Origin of the sequence: Methylococcus capsulatus, assembly GCF_036864975.1 — a bacterium.
GTDB lineage: Bacteria > Pseudomonadota > Gammaproteobacteria > Methylococcales > Methylococcaceae > Methylococcus.
In genome coordinates, this window is sequence record NZ_CP104311.1 from 1627619 (window position 1) to 1641759 (window position 14141).

A 14141-nucleotide genomic window follows, 5' to 3' on the forward strand; every position below is an offset into this window, starting at 1 on the left:
GACTCCTCGCATTCGTGTGCAAGCGGCGGAGAGGAAAGACCTGGCGGGCGTGTAGTACCATGCAGAGAAAAAGCACGTCCGGGCGTCCAATAACAAAAAAACATAAGGGAGGGGGTATGCAGCATTTACGCGAATGGCTCAGCGACTGGTTCAGGCGGATTCTTCCCAACGCCCAGGCCGTCTCGTTTGCGATCCTGCTGGTGGTCGGTTTCATCGTCGTGGTCAGCCTGGCCAAGATGCTGATGCCGGTATTCGCCGCCGGCATCATCGCCTATCTGCTGGACGGCTTGGTGGAAATCGGCGAGCGCAGAAAGCTGCCGCGGCTGGCTTCCGTGATCCTCGTCTATCTCCTGTTCCTCGCGCTGCTGCTGGTCGTGTTCATCGGCCTGCTGCCACTCCTCTATCAGCAGACCCTGCAGCTGATCGAGCAGGCGCCGAGCTGGGTGAACCGCGGGCAGGTGCTGATCATGGAGCTGCCGGAGCGCTATCCAGACTATGTCACCCAGGAGCAGATCAACGACCTGATCGGGGCGATCCGGGCGGAGCTGATCTCCTACGGCCAGTCCATGCTGACCTATTCCTACGCTTCTCTGGTCAGTCTCATCACCGTGGTGGTTTATTTCATCCTGGTGCCGCTCCTGGTGTTCTTCTTCCTGAAGGACAGGGACCGCATTCTCGGGTGGTTTACTCAGTACCTGCCGCGCGACCGCAACCTTTCCAAGCGCGTATGGAAAGAGGTCGACATGCAGATCGGCAACTACGTGCGCGGCAAATTCGTCGAGATCGTCATTTTATTCGCGGCCAGCTTCGTGACGTTTTCCCTGATGGGTCTGAACTATGCCCTGCTGCTGGCGGTGCTGATGGGGGTTTCGGTCATCATCCCCTACGTCGGAGCAACCCTGGTGACGTTTCCGGTGATGATTGTCGCCTTCTTTCAATGGGGCGTGTCGGACGATTTCTGGTACCTGATGCTGGCTTACGCCATCATTCAGGCGCTGGACGGCGTGATGCTGGTGCCGTTGCTGTTTTCCGAGGTGGTCAACCTCCACCCCGTGGCCATCATCGTGGCGATTCTGTTCTTCGGCGGCTGGTGGGGGTTCTGGGGCGTGTTCTTCGCCATCCCGCTGGCCACGCTGGTGAAGGCGGTGCTCAGTGCCTGGCCGCGGTTGGGGGAGGGCGAGACTGCCGCTACCGGCGGCCCCTAGCCGTGCGCCTCAAAGGGCGTCCGAAGCGAAATCCGCCAGCCGCGAACGTTCGCCCCGGCGCAGGGTGATGTGGGCCGCATGCGGCCATTGCTTGAAGCGGTCGACGACGTAGGTGAGGCCGGAGGTGGTGCCGGTGAGGTAGGGGGTGTCAATCTGGCCGATGTTGCCCAGGCAGACGATCTTGGTGCCGGGGCCGGCGCGGGTGATCAGGGTCTTCATCTGCTTCGAGGTCAGGTTCTGGGCCTCGTCGAGGATGATGTAGCGGTTGAGGAAGGTGCGGCCGCGCATGAAGTTGAGCGAACGCACCTTGACCCGGTTGAGCAACAGGGTGTTGGTCGCCGCCCGCTCCCAGGCGCCGGCGTTCTCGTGGCTGCTGAGGAGCTCCAGGTTGTCGAGCAGCGCGCCCATCCAAGGCGTCATCTTTTCTTCCTCGGTGCCCGGCAGGAAGCCGATGTCCTCGCCCAGCGGGATCGTTTCCCGGCTCATGATGATTTCGCGGTACAGCTTCTGGTCCAGGGTCATGACCAGGCCGGCGGCCAGGGCCAACAGGGTCTTGCCGGTGCCGGCGCTGCCGAGCAGAGTGACGAAGTCGATGTCCGGATCGAGCAGGACGTTGAGCGCGAAATTCTGTTCGCGGTTCCTGGCCTGGATGCCCCAGACGGCATGCTGCGGGGTGCGGAAGTCGCGGGCCAGCTCGATCACGGCGCTGCCGTTCTCGCGCCGGCGCACGATGGCTTCGAACTGGGATTCGTCGGCCAGATAGAGGTACTGGTTGGGGAAGAAATCCTTCACCAGCGGGCCCTGAATCCGGTAGAAGGTACGGCCGCGCTCCTGCCAGGATTCCATCTTGCCGCCGTGGGTGTCCCAGAAGTCGGGCGGTAGCTCGATGGCGCCGCTGTAGAGCAGGTTGACGTCGTCCAACACCTGGTCGTTGTGGTAGTCCTCGGCCCGAAGGCCGAGCACCGTGGCCTTGATGCGCATGTTGATGTCTTTCGACACCAGCACTACTTGGCGGTGGGGGGATTCTTCGGACAACGCCAGGAGGGTCGCCAGGATCGAGTTGTCGGGGATGTCCCCAGGCAGGCTCACCGGGAGGGAGGCGGCGAGGCGGCGCGTCTGGAAGAACAGCCGGCCCTGGCAGCCCTCGTCGATGCGGCCGGCGTAGTCGGTCCGCGTCAGCGGGATGCCCTGGTCGATGTCGTCCATGGCGGTCAGGTGGACCAGTTCGTCGAGGAAACGGCTGGCCTGGCGGGCGTTCCGCGCGACGTCCGACAGACCCTTCTTGCCGTGATCGAGCTCTTCCAGCACGATCATCGGGACGAAGATATCGTGTTCCTGGAAGCGGAACAGTGAGGCGGGGTCGTGCATCAGCACATTGGTGTCGAGCACGAACAGCTTCCGGTCGGCGACTGGCGTCATGGCGCGGATTTCCGTTTGAGATTCAGTCAAGCGGAGGTCTTCGCGGCGAGCCCTGCGACGGCCCGGAGCACCTCCTCGGCATGTCCTTTGACGCTGACTTTGCGCCATTCGGCGGCGAGCCGTCCTTCGGCGTCGATCAGGAAAGTGCTGCGCTCAATGCCTCGCACCTGTTTACCGTACATGTTTTTCAGGCGGATGACGTCGAACAGCCGGCACAGTGCCTCGTCGCCGTCGGAAAGCAGCTCGAATGGAAATCCGTACTTGCAGCGGAAACGTTCGTGCGACTTCAGGCTGTCGCGCGACACCCCCGCGATGTCCGCCCCGAGCTTCTGGAATTCCGGGTAAAGGTCGCGGAAGTCCTGGCCCTCCTGGGTGCATCCCGGCGTGCTGTCCTTGGGATAGAAATAGAGGACCAGGTGACGCCCGCGCCGCTGGGACAACCGGAACGGCTCACCGGTGGTCGATTCGGCCTGGAAGTCCGGCACGGCTTGTCCGAGGGTCGGTGTGCTCATGGGAAGGTGCTCCTGTGAAAGAACGGCTCAGCGCTTGACCGGCTCCAGGATGGCATCGAGGTTCTGGCGGTCGCAGAATTCGACGAATTCGTCCCGCAACGGGATGATTTTCATGGTCGGCGGAATCATCACCGTGAGGTGGGCGATGAACATCGGCGTGCCACTGTAGGGCGCGGGCGGGCGGCTGGTGCTGACGTCCAGAATCTTGATGTGGCGGGCGACGAAGAAATCGGCCAGTTCGTAAAGATGGCTGCCGCTTTCCCCCGCCACCACATCCACGGCATACGGGATCGCATCCTCTTCGCGCGGTTTGTCCTCGGGCACCCGTCGCATGTGGATCTTGAGCGCGTAGCGGGCGGCCAGGTTTTCCAGTGCGCTTTCGAACCGGGCGATGTGGTTCCAGTTGCCTTCCACCATCAGATGGCCGGCGAATTCGGTGCCGAGTTCGGTCAAGCGGCTTTCGAGCAGGGTGCACCGGCACTCGCTTACCACCTGACCGATTTCGGCGATCAGGTTCAGGCGGTCGGCGCCCAATATGGTTGCGACGATTTGCATTCGGTGAGGATTGGAATAGTTGTGCGTGAGTTTTGCGGAAAGTTTACCACGTGATGCCGGCCACTCATGCGGTCCAGGCGACCAGCCCGTAGTGCGCGGTGCTCAGCACGACCAGGCCGAAGGCGATCCGGTACCAGGCGAAGGCGGTGAAATCGTGTCCGCCGATGTACCGCAGTAGTCCGCGCACGGCGAGGAACGCGCTGACGAAGGCCGCCGCGAAGCCGATCCCGAAGGAAGACAGGTCTTCCGCGTGCAGGATTCCGCCGGTCTTGTAGAGGTCGTAGGCCGTGGCGATGAACAGGGTGGGGATGGCCAGGAAGAATGAGAATTCGGTGGCGGCCCGGCGCGAAAGCCCCAGCAGCAGGCCGCCGATGATGGTGGCACCGGAGCGTGATGTGCCGGGGATCATCGCCAGGGTCTGGAACAGACCCAGCTTGAGCGCCAGTCGCCAGTCGATGTCATCGATGGATTCCACCCTTGGGGGGCGTTGGCGCCGTTCCACCCAAAGTATGATCAGACCGCCCAGGATGAACGTGGTCGTCACCGTGGTGGAGTTGAAAAGGTGGGCCTTGATGGCTTTGCCGGCCAGTAATCCCACTACGCCGGCGGGTAGGAAAGCGATGATGAGGTTCATGACGAAGCGGCGGGACTGCCGGCTGTGGCCGAGGCCGAACAGCAGCCCGATGAGCTTGCGCCGGTATTCCCAGCACACGGCGAGAATCGCGCCGGACTGGATGACGACCTCGAACAGCTTGCCGCGGTCGTCGTTGAACTTGAGCAACTCGCCCACGAGGATGAGGTGTCCGGTGCTGGACACCGGCAGGAATTCGGTCAGTCCTTCGACGAGGCCGAGGATCAGGGCGTTGAGCCAATCGGGAAGCAGCATGGCGGAACCGGATGGGTAGGTAAGGAATCGGGAGAATGGGCCGGGATCAGTTTTTCGGGGCGGCTGAGGCTTGGGCCGTGCGCTCACGCAGATAACCGATCCCCAGGGGCAGCACCGAGACGGCGATGATCGATAGGACCACGATGCTGAAATTGTCCTTGACCCAGGGAATATTGCCGAAGCCGTAACCCGCTCCGACCAGCAGAGCTACCCAGAGCAGGCCGCCGATGATATTGAAGGTGGCGAATTCCACGTACCGCATGCTGCCGACGCCGGCCAGAAAAGGGGCGAAGGTCCGTACGATCGGCACGAAGCGGGCGATGATGATGGTCATTTTGCCGTAGTGCTCGAAATAGCGGTGCGTGCGCTCGATGTGTTTCCGGTCGATGAAGCGCAGGAAATCACGGTCGTGGAGCTTGTATCCAAAGAAATAGCCTACGAGGTAGTTGACGGCATCGCCCACGATCGCTGCCGTGGCGAGCACGATTCCTAGCGTCGAGACGTCCATGGCGCCGGTTGCAGCCACCGCGCCGGCGGCGAACAGCAGCGAATCGCCGGGCAGGAACGGCAGGACGATGAGGCCGGTTTCGCAGAACACGACCAGGAACAGGCTCAGATAGATCTGGCGGCCGTGAGCCGCTGCCAACTCCGGCAGATGCCGGTTGAGATGGAGGACATAGTCCAGGTAACTGGTCAATTCAGGCATGAGGGTCGACGTAGGGATACAAGGTGTTGGAAACGGGTTCGAAACGACGGATTTGGCGTGCGAGTCCTGACTAGGAATCGGTGTCGAAGACCCTGTATGATAGTTCATCTGATGTGGTTCCGATCCTTCTTTTGTCCGTTTTCAACCCCTTGCCCCCAACGACCGAATCCCTTTATCGACCGGGCGTGGTGATTCTGCTGCTGGTTTCTGCAGTGCATCTTTGCCTGTGGCTGGCCTGGCGGGAAAGGAAACGGCTGGAACCGGAAGCGCGGCCGTCGCAGCCCATCGAGGTGTCGCTGGCGATGATCGCCCCGGCGCCGAAGGCGGCGGAGCCTGCCGCCCAGCCGGCGCCGGCGCCGCCCAAGCCGGTCACCCCGCGCAAACCCCGGTCCGTCGCCAAACCCAAACCGTTGGCGAAGACCCTGCCCAAGCCTTTCCCGGTCCAGCCCGAGCGGACGGTAGGCGAGAGCGCCGCCAAGACCGAGCCCGCCGCGCCGCCACCCGAAACCCCATCCGCCGCGCCTGCCGAGGGCACGGGAGGCGGCAGCGGTCCGGCCGTACCCGCATCGACCCCGGCGAACTTCAACGCCAATTATCTGCACAATCCGGTGCCGGAATACCCGATGTTTGCCCGGAAGCAGCGCTGGCAAGGCAAGGTCATGCTCAAGGTCCACGTGCTGCCGACGGGGTTGCCGGCGGAGGTCGAGCTGCAAAGCAGCAGCGGCCACGACATCCTCGACGAGGCCGCGATGGAAACGGTCCGCCGCTGGCGCTTCGTCCCGGCCACCAAGGGCGGCAAGGCCGTGGCCAGTTGGGTCGTGGTGCCGCTGGAATTCTCTCTGACTCGTTGACAGCACTGGCAGGAATCATGGTCACCGATACTTCCACCCTCATCATCAACATCACCCTCTGGGTCCTCACGGCCTTTTCGGTACTCACCTGGACGCTCATCGTGCTCAAAGTCTGGCAGTACTGGCGGCAGAGCCTTGCTAATCGGAGTTTCGAAGAGCGGTTCTGGGGTGCCTCCAGTCTCGACGAAGCGCGAGGGGAAATCGCCGCGGGCAAGAGCGCCCCCGTCGTCCGGCTCGCCGGCGCCGGTTTCGACGTGCTCGACAACGCCCGTCAGAACCGCCCGCCGGCCCTCAAATACCGGGGCGACCTGCTCGCCACCCTGGAACGCAAGCTCAAGCGGCAGTTGGAGCGCGAATCCCGGCTGTCGGACGTCGGGCTCACGGTGCTGGCGAGCATCGGCTCCACGGCCCCCTTCGTCGGCCTGTTCGGGACCGTCTGGGGCATCATGCACGCCCTGCAGGACATCAGCAAAAGCGGCAAGGCCAGCCTGGAGGTGGTGGCCGGGCCGATCGGCGAAGCGCTGATCGCCACGGCCATCGGCATCGCCGTCGCGGTGCCGGCCGTGCTGGCCTACAACTTTCTGATGCGGCAATCGCGGCGCAAGCAGCAGGCGCTGGAAATCTTCGCCGAAGACTTCCTGCACCTGATCGCCGCCGAAACCGCCCACCGCTGAAGGGGAGAGACGCCATGGCCATGAAGACCGGAGGCGACAACGACGAAGTGATGAGCGAGATCAACGTCACCCCCCTGGTGGACGTCATGCTGGTGTTGGTGATCGTGTTCCTGGTGACGGCGCCGCTGCTGACCCAGAGCATGAACGTCAACCTGCCCAAGACCGGAGCGGTGGCCGCCGCCGACGACAACCAATCGACCCCGATCGGCATCGACGCCCAGGGGCGCATCGTGCTGGACAAGACCGGGATCGCCGACCTGGCGGAGCTGGAGGCCAAGCTCCGGGATCGGGTGCAGCAGCACCCGGAAGGCCTGTACATCGTCCACGCCGACCAGGCGGTGTCCTATGCCGTCGTGGCCAAGGTGCTGGCCACCGCCCACAAGGCCGGCATCAATCGGCTGTCTCTGGCGACGGTGCAGGAGTAGCCTCCGGTGAGGTCACCGGTGCCCAGGCCGCGGTTGTTCCGGAGCGTCCTTCCCCGTGTTGTCAGTGACAGGGGCGACACGCTACCATCGACACTTTTTTAGCGGATGCATCGAATGATTCAAGGCAGTATCGTTGCCCTGGCAACGCCCATGGAACCCGACGGGAGGCTGGATGTCCCGAGCTTGAGGCGGCTGGTCGAGTTCCACATCGAACAGGGAACGGATGCCATCGTGGCGGTGGGGACGACCGGTGAATCGGCGACGCTGGACGAAGAAGAACACACTGAAGTCATCCGTCTGGTGGTGGAGCAGGTCGCCGGCAGAATTCCGGTCATCGCCGGTACCGGAGCGAACGCGACCACCGAAGCGATCAGTCTGACCGCCAAGGCCAAAGCCATCGGCGCAGACGCCTGTCTTCTCGTCACGCCGTATTACAACAAGCCCACCCAGGAAGGTCTCTACCGCCATTACCGGGCGGTCGCCGAGGCGGTGGAGATCCCGCAAATCCTTTACAACGTACCCGGCCGTACCGGTTGCGACATGCTGCCGGCCACAGTGGGGCGGCTGGCGCAGGTTCCCGGCATCGTCGGAATCAAGGAAGCGACGGGCAAGCTCGAGCGGCTGGCCGAAATCCGGGCTCTGTGCCCCGAGGGGTTCGCTCTGTATTCCGGCGACGATGCAACGGCGTGCGACTTCTGTCTGTCGGGTGGCAACGGCGTGATTTCGGTCACGGCCAATGTGGCGCCGCGGCTCATGCACGACATGTGCTGGGCGGCCATCGCCGGTGACCGGGCGACGGCCGAGGCGATCAACCGCCGGCTCGAAGCCCTGCACCACGATCTGTTCATCGAGTCCAATCCCATACCTGTGAAATGGGCGTTGCACGAAATGGGACTGATCCAGGAGGGTATCCGTCTGCCGCTGACCTGGTTGGCCGAGTCCTGCCGTGAGGCGGTGCGCCGGGCCATGCGCCAGGCCGGCGTGGTCTGAGGGGCATTCCATGGGCAAGGCACTCAGATGGGCGGCTCTCGGCGGGGCGATCGGGCTGCTGGGCGGCTGCACCTATATCGCCAGTCTGTTTCCGGACAAGCAGAAGCAGTACCGCTATCATTCGGAAATACCGCCGCTGGAAATACCGCCGGATTTGAGTTCGTCGACCATTGAAGGCGCGGCGACTGCTGCGGCCCAGGCGGAAGCCCTCCGGCCGAAGGAGGAACCGACCCCCGGTGTTAAGGCCGAAGCCGAGCCGGTGGAGCCGGATCCAAAGACCACGCTGGCACAGAGCCTGAGCGACGTTCCCCTCATCGAGGTCGATGCGCCGTTCGAGGACGCCTGGCGCTCGGTCAACCGCGCCCTCGGCCGGGCCAAACTCGAGGTGGTCGGCGAGGACCAGGCAAAAGGCATCTTCGAGGTGTATTACAACGGCACCGGCCAGCGCGCGCCGGAAGATGTGGGATTGTTCTCCGCCTTGTTCGGCGGTGCCAGCGACAGCACGGCGTCGGCCTTCCGGGTCCATGTCGAGCAGAAGGGCAAGATCACCCAGGTTTTCGTCACAGATGGACGTGATGACCCGCAACAATCGGGGCTGGGGCTCGAGCTGCTGAAGACCATACACGCTCAGTTCCAGCAATCCGCGAGTGCTTCGCCGGCATCCGGCGGAAAGGGCGATGCCGGTACGGCGGAAGAGTCTCCCAAACCTGCCGAATAAGGCGGCCATCGATTTTTTTCCACAGTCTGCGAGCCATAGCCATGGTTGTCTGCATTCCGGGGCCGTCGGCCTTGTCCGTTTTCCGCGCCAGCCGTCTGCTGGCATCCTTGCGAGGGGTCGCGCCGACCGTTCGCAAAGTCGCGGCCCGATTCGTCCATTTCGCAGAGCTGGAGCGTGAGCTGGACGATGCGGAGAACCGGCTGCTGCGGCAGATCCTGAGCTATGGCCCGGTCGAGAGCGAGACGGAAGCCGGCGAAACCTTCCTGGTGACACCACGGATCGGAACGATTTCGCCATGGTCCAGCAAGGCAACCGAAATCGTCCGCCGCTGCGGTTTGGATGCCGTCTGCCGGGTCGAACGCGGCATCGCCTATGCACTGCAGATCGACGGCGACCTGTCCGCGACGCAGCGCGAAGCCGTCCGGGCGCTCCTGCACGATCGCATGACGCAGACCGTTCTCAGCCGCGGGCAGGAAGATATGCTGTTTCGCCACAGGGAACCGGAGCCGCTGCAATACATCCCGCTCATGCAGGAGGGCCGCTGGGCGCTGGTCAAGGCCAACGCCGCTCTGGGGTTGGCGCTGTCGGAAGACGAGCTGGATTACCTGGAGGAGAGCTATCGGGCGATGTCGCGCAATCCGAGCGACATCGAGCTGATGATGTTCGCTCAGGCGAATTCGGAGCATTGCCGCCACAAGATATTCAACGCGCAATGGCGGATTGACGGTGAGACGCAGGATCAGACCCTATTTGCCATGATCCGCTACACCAGCCAGGCGAGTCCCGGGGGTATCGTCTCCGCCTACAGCGACAATGCCGCGGTAATCCGGGGCACGCGGGCCGAAGTACTGCTGCGGGACCCCGGCGGTTTCGCCTACGGCTACCGGGAAGAACCGGCCCATCTGGTGATGAAGGTGGAAACCCACAATCACCCGACCGCGATCTCACCCTTCCCGGGGGCTGCCACCGGTGTAGGCGGTGAGATCCGTGACGAAGGCGCCACCGGGCGCGGTTCGCACAGCAAGGCAGGGCTGTGTGGCTTCTCGGTCTCGCATCTGCGCATCCCGGATTTCATCCAGCCGTGGGAGACCGACAGCGGCAGGCCGGCCCGCATCGCCTCGGCTCTGCAGATCATGCTGGAGGGGCCGATCGGCGGCGCGGCGTTCAACAACGAATTCGGCCGTCCCAATCTGTGCGGTTACTTCAGAACCTTTCAACAGTTGGCACCGGATGGTGTGAGCCTGTACGGCTACCACAAGCCGATCATGCTTGCCGGTGGCATGGGCAACATCCGCGAAGTCAATCTGGGCAAATCGGAAATCCCGCCGGGTTCTCCCATAGTCGTGCTGGGCGGTCCGGCCATGCTGATCGGGCTGGGCGGCGGTGCCGCCTCGTCGGTCGCCTCCGGTGAAAGCGCCGAAGATCTCGATTTCGCCTCGGTGCAGCGCGACAATCCGGAGATGGAGCGGCGCTGTCAGGAGGTCATCAATCATTGCGTCGCCCTCGGCGAGGCCAACCCGATCCTGTCGATCCACGACGTCGGCGCCGGCGGGCTGTCCAACGCCGTGCCGGAAATCATCCACGATAGCGGGCGGGGCGGGCGTTTCGAGCTGCGGGACATTCCGAGCGCGGAGCCGGGCCTCTCGCCGATGCAGCTTTGGTGCAATGAATCACAGGAGCGCTACGTGCTCGCCCTATATCCGGAACGGCTGGAACGTTTCCGGGCCCTGTGCGAACGCGAGCGCTGTCCGTTCGCCGTGATCGGCCATGCGACGGCGGAAGAAGACCTGGTGGTCAACGATGTCCGGTTCGCCAACCATCCGGTGGCGATTCCGATGTCTCTGCTGTTCGGCAAGCCGCCCACGATGCTGCGAGATGTCACCCGGTTGCCGGCGGTTACGAAGCCGCTGGACCTTTCCGGCTTCGACTGGCGCGACGCCGTCAAGCGGGTGCTGAGTCTGCCGGCGGTGGCCGACAAGAGCTTCCTGATCCACATCGGCGATCGCTCCGTAGGGGGCCTGGTGGTGCGGGATCAGCTGGTCGGCCCGTGGCAGGTGCCGGTGGCGGACGTGGCGGTGACGGCGTCGGGTTTCCGCGCCGTCACTGGCGAGGCCATGGCCATGGGCGAACGTTCGCCCATGGCCATGATCGACGCTCCGGCGTCTGGGCGCATGGCGGTCGGAGAAGCGTTGACCAACATCCTGGCGGCTCCGATCGCCTCGCTGGGTGACGTCAAGCTGTCAGCGAACTGGATGGCTGCGGCCGGCGCGCCGGGCGAAGATGCCCGCCTGTTCGATACCGTCCGCGCGGTGGGTCTGGACCTGTGTCCGGCGCTGGGTGTCGCTATCCCGGTCGGCAAGGATTCGCTGTCGATGCGTACCGTATGGCGCGAGGGCGGCAAGGATGTGGCCATGGTTTCGCCGCTGTCGCTGATCGTTTCAGCATTCGCCCCGGTCACTGATGTGCGGCGGACGTTGACGCCGGAACTGCGGCTCGATGGCGGCGCTTCGGTGCTGGTTTTGATCGATCTCGGCCAAGGCCGCAATCGCCTCGGCGGCTCGGCCTTGGCCCAGGTATACGGGCAGATGGGCGAGACTTGCCCGGATCTCGACGATCCGGCTTTGTTCCGGGCCTTCTTTGAGGCAGTGCAGTCACTCAACACAGAGGGGTTGATCCTCGCCTATCACGACCGTTCCGACGGCGGTCTGTTTGTCACAGCGGTGGAAATGGCCTTCGCCGCGAGGACCGGCATCGATCTGCACCTCGATCATCTCGGCGATCCGGTGGCGGCGGCATTCGCCGAGGAGCTGGGCGCAGTCATCCAGGTGGCCAGCGACGACCTGCCCACGGTGATGGTGAGGCTCGAGGATGCCGGCCTGGGTGCCTGCAGTCGGGTGGTCGGAGCGCCGCGTTCCGACAGCCGGATCGTGGTGCACCATGGCGGTATGCCGGTATTCAGCGTCAGCCGAGCCGAACTGCAAGGGATATGGTCCGAGACCAGCTACCGGATGCAGGCATTGCGGGACAATCCGGATTGCGCCAGGCAGCAGTTCGAATCCCTGTTCGATGAAGGCGACCCGGGTTTGCATGCCAAACTGAGCTTTGATCCGAACACCGATGTGGCGGCTCCCTATCTCAATCTATCGCGGCCCCGGATGGCCATCCTGCGCGAACAGGGCGTCAACGGTCACATGGAAATGGCAGCGGCGTTCGACGCGGCGGGTTTCGCTTGTGTCGATGTGCACATGAGCGATCTGGCGGAAGGCCGCATCAGTCTGGCAGACTTCCGAGGACTGGCGGTCTGCGGCGGATTTTCTTACGGTGACGTGCTCGGCGCGGGCGGCGGCTGGGCCAAGTCGATCCTTTACAACGCCCTGTTGAGGGATGAATTCGCGGCCTTTTTCCAGCGGGAGGACACCTTCGGACTCGGCGTCTGTAACGGCTGTCAGATGCTTTCGCAGCTGCATGAATTGATCCCGGGGGCCGAGAGTTGGCCGCGCTTCGTGCGCAACCGTTCCGAGCAGTACGAGGCTCGGGTCGTCATGGTGGAAATCCAGCCGTCCCGCTCGATCTTCTTCGCTGGCATGGCGGGATCGCGGCTGCCGGTCGTGGTCTCGCATGGCGAGGGACGGGTCGAATACCGCCCTGGAACGGGCAATGGGGGACAGCTCGTGGCGGTGGCTTTCATCGACAACTATGACCGGATTACGGAAGCCTATCCCTTCAATCCCAACGGTTCGCCCCGGGGCGTCACGGGTCTGACCACGCCGGACGGACGTTTCACTATCATGATGCCGCATCCGGAGCGCTGTTTCCGTGCTGTGCAGAATTCCTGGCGGCCCAGGGAGTGGGGCGAATACGGTCCCTGGATGCGAATGTTCCGCAACGCCAGGCGGTGGGTCGGATAATTTGGCTTGGGTCGGGCTGGCATTGAAAAGGTCTTGGCCGAAGGTATAATCGATCGATTTTTCCGAGGAGTCCGGATCGATGCGTCGTCCTCTGGTGGTTGGAAACTGGAAGATGAACGGCAGGAGCGCAAGCGTGGCTCGCCTGCTCAACGACATTCTGGCCGGCATCGGAGACTGCAAGGCGGAAGTCGGGGTGTGCGTGCCGTTCGTTTATATCCCCCAGGCATCCGAGATACTCAAGGGCACCAAGGTGATGCTCGGTGCGCAGAACGTGGCGGACCACAACTCCGGCGCGTTCACCGGCGAAATTTCGGCCGGCATGCTGCGCGAGTTCGGCTGTGAACTGGTCATCGTCGGGCACTCGGAACGGCGTCTGCTCTATGGCGAGTCGAACGAACTGGTGGCGTCCCGTTACGAACAAGCCATCCAGGGGCATCTGAAGCCGATCCTCTGTGTCGGCGAAACGCTGGAGCAGAGGGAGCAGGGCAGGACTCTCGCGGTGATCGGGGCCCAGATCGACACCGTGTTCGAATTCGCCGGTGTCCAGTCCTTGGAGCATGCAGTGATCGCATATGAGCCGGTCTGGGCGGTCGGGACCGGGCGCAGCGCCACCACCGGCCAGGCTCAGGAAGTGCACTATCACATCCGGAGTCTGATCGCCCGGTGGAATCCGGAGGTGGCTCAGGCGGTGCAGATTATTTATGGCGGGAGCGTAAAGCCAGAAAATTCCGCCGAATTGTTTGCGATGCCCGACATCGATGGTGGCCTGATCGGTGGCGCCTCGCTCGATGCGAGGGCGTTTCTGTCGATCTGTCATTCAGTTTCAGTTTAGGTGCTTTTTATGATTCAAGCGTTGACTGTATTTCATGTTTTGCTCGCCTTGAGCATCATCGGGCTGGTGCTGCTGCAACAGGGGCGGGGAGCGGATGCCGGTGCCGGTTTCGGCGGTGGCTCTTCCGGCAGCCTGTTTGGTGCGCGTGGCGCGGCGTCCTTTCTGTCGCGGACCACGGCCATTCTGGCCACCCTGTTTTTCGGAACGAGTCTGACTCTTGCTTATCTGTCCGGACATGTGGATAATAAACGGCTCGATATAATGGACGTTCCTGCTGTCCAGCAGTCCCAGCCCGACATGCCCGTGGTGGCTCCGGAGCCCGTCAAGAATGGGGTCGATGTGCCGGCGCAATGACGTCCGTTTCCGAACAGCCTGCCGATGTGGTGGAATTGGTAGACACGCCATCTTGAGGGGGTGGTGACGCAAGTCGTGTCGGTTCAAGTCCGACCATCGGCACCAA

Annotated in this window: 14 protein-coding genes and 1 tRNA gene; 10 read left to right on the plus strand and 5 right to left on the minus strand. The window is 63.3% G+C overall.

Annotated features, from left to right (window positions below; all coding sequences use genetic code 11):
- Nucleotides 1-116: 116 nt before the first annotated feature.
- Entirely contained in the window at nucleotides 117-1205 is a 1089-nt protein-coding gene (locus N4J17_RS07960; RefSeq protein WP_198322788.1) for an AI-2E family transporter, read from the plus strand.
- Nucleotides 1206-1214: 9 nt separating this feature from the next.
- On the opposite strand, the gene N4J17_RS07965 is transcribed toward N4J17_RS07960, so the two are convergent.
- The 5 genes from N4J17_RS07965 to N4J17_RS07985 form a co-directional block, all read right to left on the minus strand.
- On the minus strand, nucleotides 1215-2624 hold the full coding sequence (locus N4J17_RS07965; RefSeq protein WP_198322798.1) for a PhoH family protein: 1410 nt from the start codon (nucleotides 2622-2624) through the stop codon (nucleotides 1215-1217).
- Nucleotides 2625-2650: 26 nt separating this feature from the next.
- On the minus strand, nucleotides 2651-3136 hold the full coding sequence (locus N4J17_RS07970) for a peroxiredoxin (RefSeq protein ID WP_198322789.1): 486 nt from the start codon (nucleotides 3134-3136) through the stop codon (nucleotides 2651-2653).
- Nucleotides 3137-3163: 27 nt separating this feature from the next.
- On the minus strand, nucleotides 3164-3691 hold the full coding sequence (locus N4J17_RS07975) for a glycine cleavage system protein R (protein WP_198322790.1): 528 nt from the start codon (nucleotides 3689-3691) through the stop codon (nucleotides 3164-3166).
- A gap of 64 nt (nucleotides 3692-3755) precedes the next feature.
- Nucleotides 3756-4577 (minus strand): undecaprenyl-diphosphate phosphatase, encoded by an 822-nt coding sequence (locus tag N4J17_RS07980; RefSeq protein ID WP_198322791.1) that lies wholly within the window; start codon nucleotides 4575-4577, stop codon nucleotides 3756-3758.
- 46 nt (nucleotides 4578-4623) lie between these two features.
- Nucleotides 4624-5283, minus strand: coding sequence for a VTT domain-containing protein (locus tag N4J17_RS07985; RefSeq protein ID WP_198322792.1), 660 nt, complete (start codon nucleotides 5281-5283; stop codon nucleotides 4624-4626).
- A 149-nt stretch (nucleotides 5284-5432) separates the two neighbouring features.
- On the opposite strand from N4J17_RS07985, the gene N4J17_RS07990 reads away from it, so the two are divergent.
- From N4J17_RS07990 to N4J17_RS08030, 9 genes are all read left to right on the plus strand, one after another.
- Nucleotides 5433-6134: a TonB family protein gene (locus N4J17_RS07990; protein WP_338457677.1), complete on the plus strand. Its 702-nt coding sequence runs from the start codon at nucleotides 5433-5435 to the stop codon at nucleotides 6132-6134.
- A 17-nt stretch (nucleotides 6135-6151) separates the two neighbouring features.
- Nucleotides 6152-6808 carry a MotA/TolQ/ExbB proton channel family protein gene (locus N4J17_RS07995; RefSeq protein WP_338457627.1) on the plus strand — a complete coding sequence of 219 codons (657 nt, stop codon included), beginning with the start codon at nucleotides 6152-6154 and terminating at the stop codon, nucleotides 6806-6808.
- Between the two features lie 14 nt (nucleotides 6809-6822).
- The gene (locus N4J17_RS08000) at nucleotides 6823-7233 is read left to right on the plus strand and encodes a biopolymer transporter ExbD (RefSeq protein WP_338457678.1); all 411 of its coding nucleotides are present in this window, start codon (nucleotides 6823-6825) and stop codon (nucleotides 7231-7233) included.
- Between the two features lie 114 nt (nucleotides 7234-7347).
- Nucleotides 7348-8223 carry a 4-hydroxy-tetrahydrodipicolinate synthase gene (gene dapA / locus N4J17_RS08005; RefSeq protein WP_198324237.1) on the plus strand — a complete coding sequence of 292 codons (876 nt, stop codon included), beginning with the start codon at nucleotides 7348-7350 and terminating at the stop codon, nucleotides 8221-8223.
- Nucleotides 8224-8233: 10 nt separating this feature from the next.
- The gene (bamC, locus tag N4J17_RS08010; protein ID WP_198324238.1) at nucleotides 8234-8941 is read left to right on the plus strand and encodes an outer membrane protein assembly factor BamC; all 708 of its coding nucleotides are present in this window, start codon (nucleotides 8234-8236) and stop codon (nucleotides 8939-8941) included.
- Between the two features lie 41 nt (nucleotides 8942-8982).
- On the plus strand, nucleotides 8983-12849 hold the full coding sequence (purL, locus tag N4J17_RS08015; protein ID WP_198324239.1) for a phosphoribosylformylglycinamidine synthase: 3867 nt from the start codon (nucleotides 8983-8985) through the stop codon (nucleotides 12847-12849).
- A 79-nt stretch (nucleotides 12850-12928) separates the two neighbouring features.
- The gene (gene tpiA / locus N4J17_RS08020) at nucleotides 12929-13681 is read left to right on the plus strand and encodes a triose-phosphate isomerase (RefSeq protein ID WP_198324240.1); all 753 of its coding nucleotides are present in this window, start codon (nucleotides 12929-12931) and stop codon (nucleotides 13679-13681) included.
- Nucleotides 13682-13690: 9 nt separating this feature from the next.
- Nucleotides 13691-14035 carry a preprotein translocase subunit SecG gene (gene secG, locus N4J17_RS08025; protein ID WP_198324241.1) on the plus strand — a complete coding sequence of 115 codons (345 nt, stop codon included), beginning with the start codon at nucleotides 13691-13693 and terminating at the stop codon, nucleotides 14033-14035.
- 20 nt (nucleotides 14036-14055) lie between these two features.
- Nucleotides 14056-14140, plus strand: a tRNA-Leu gene (locus N4J17_RS08030).
- The last annotated feature ends 1 nt before the right edge of the window (nucleotide 14141 follow it).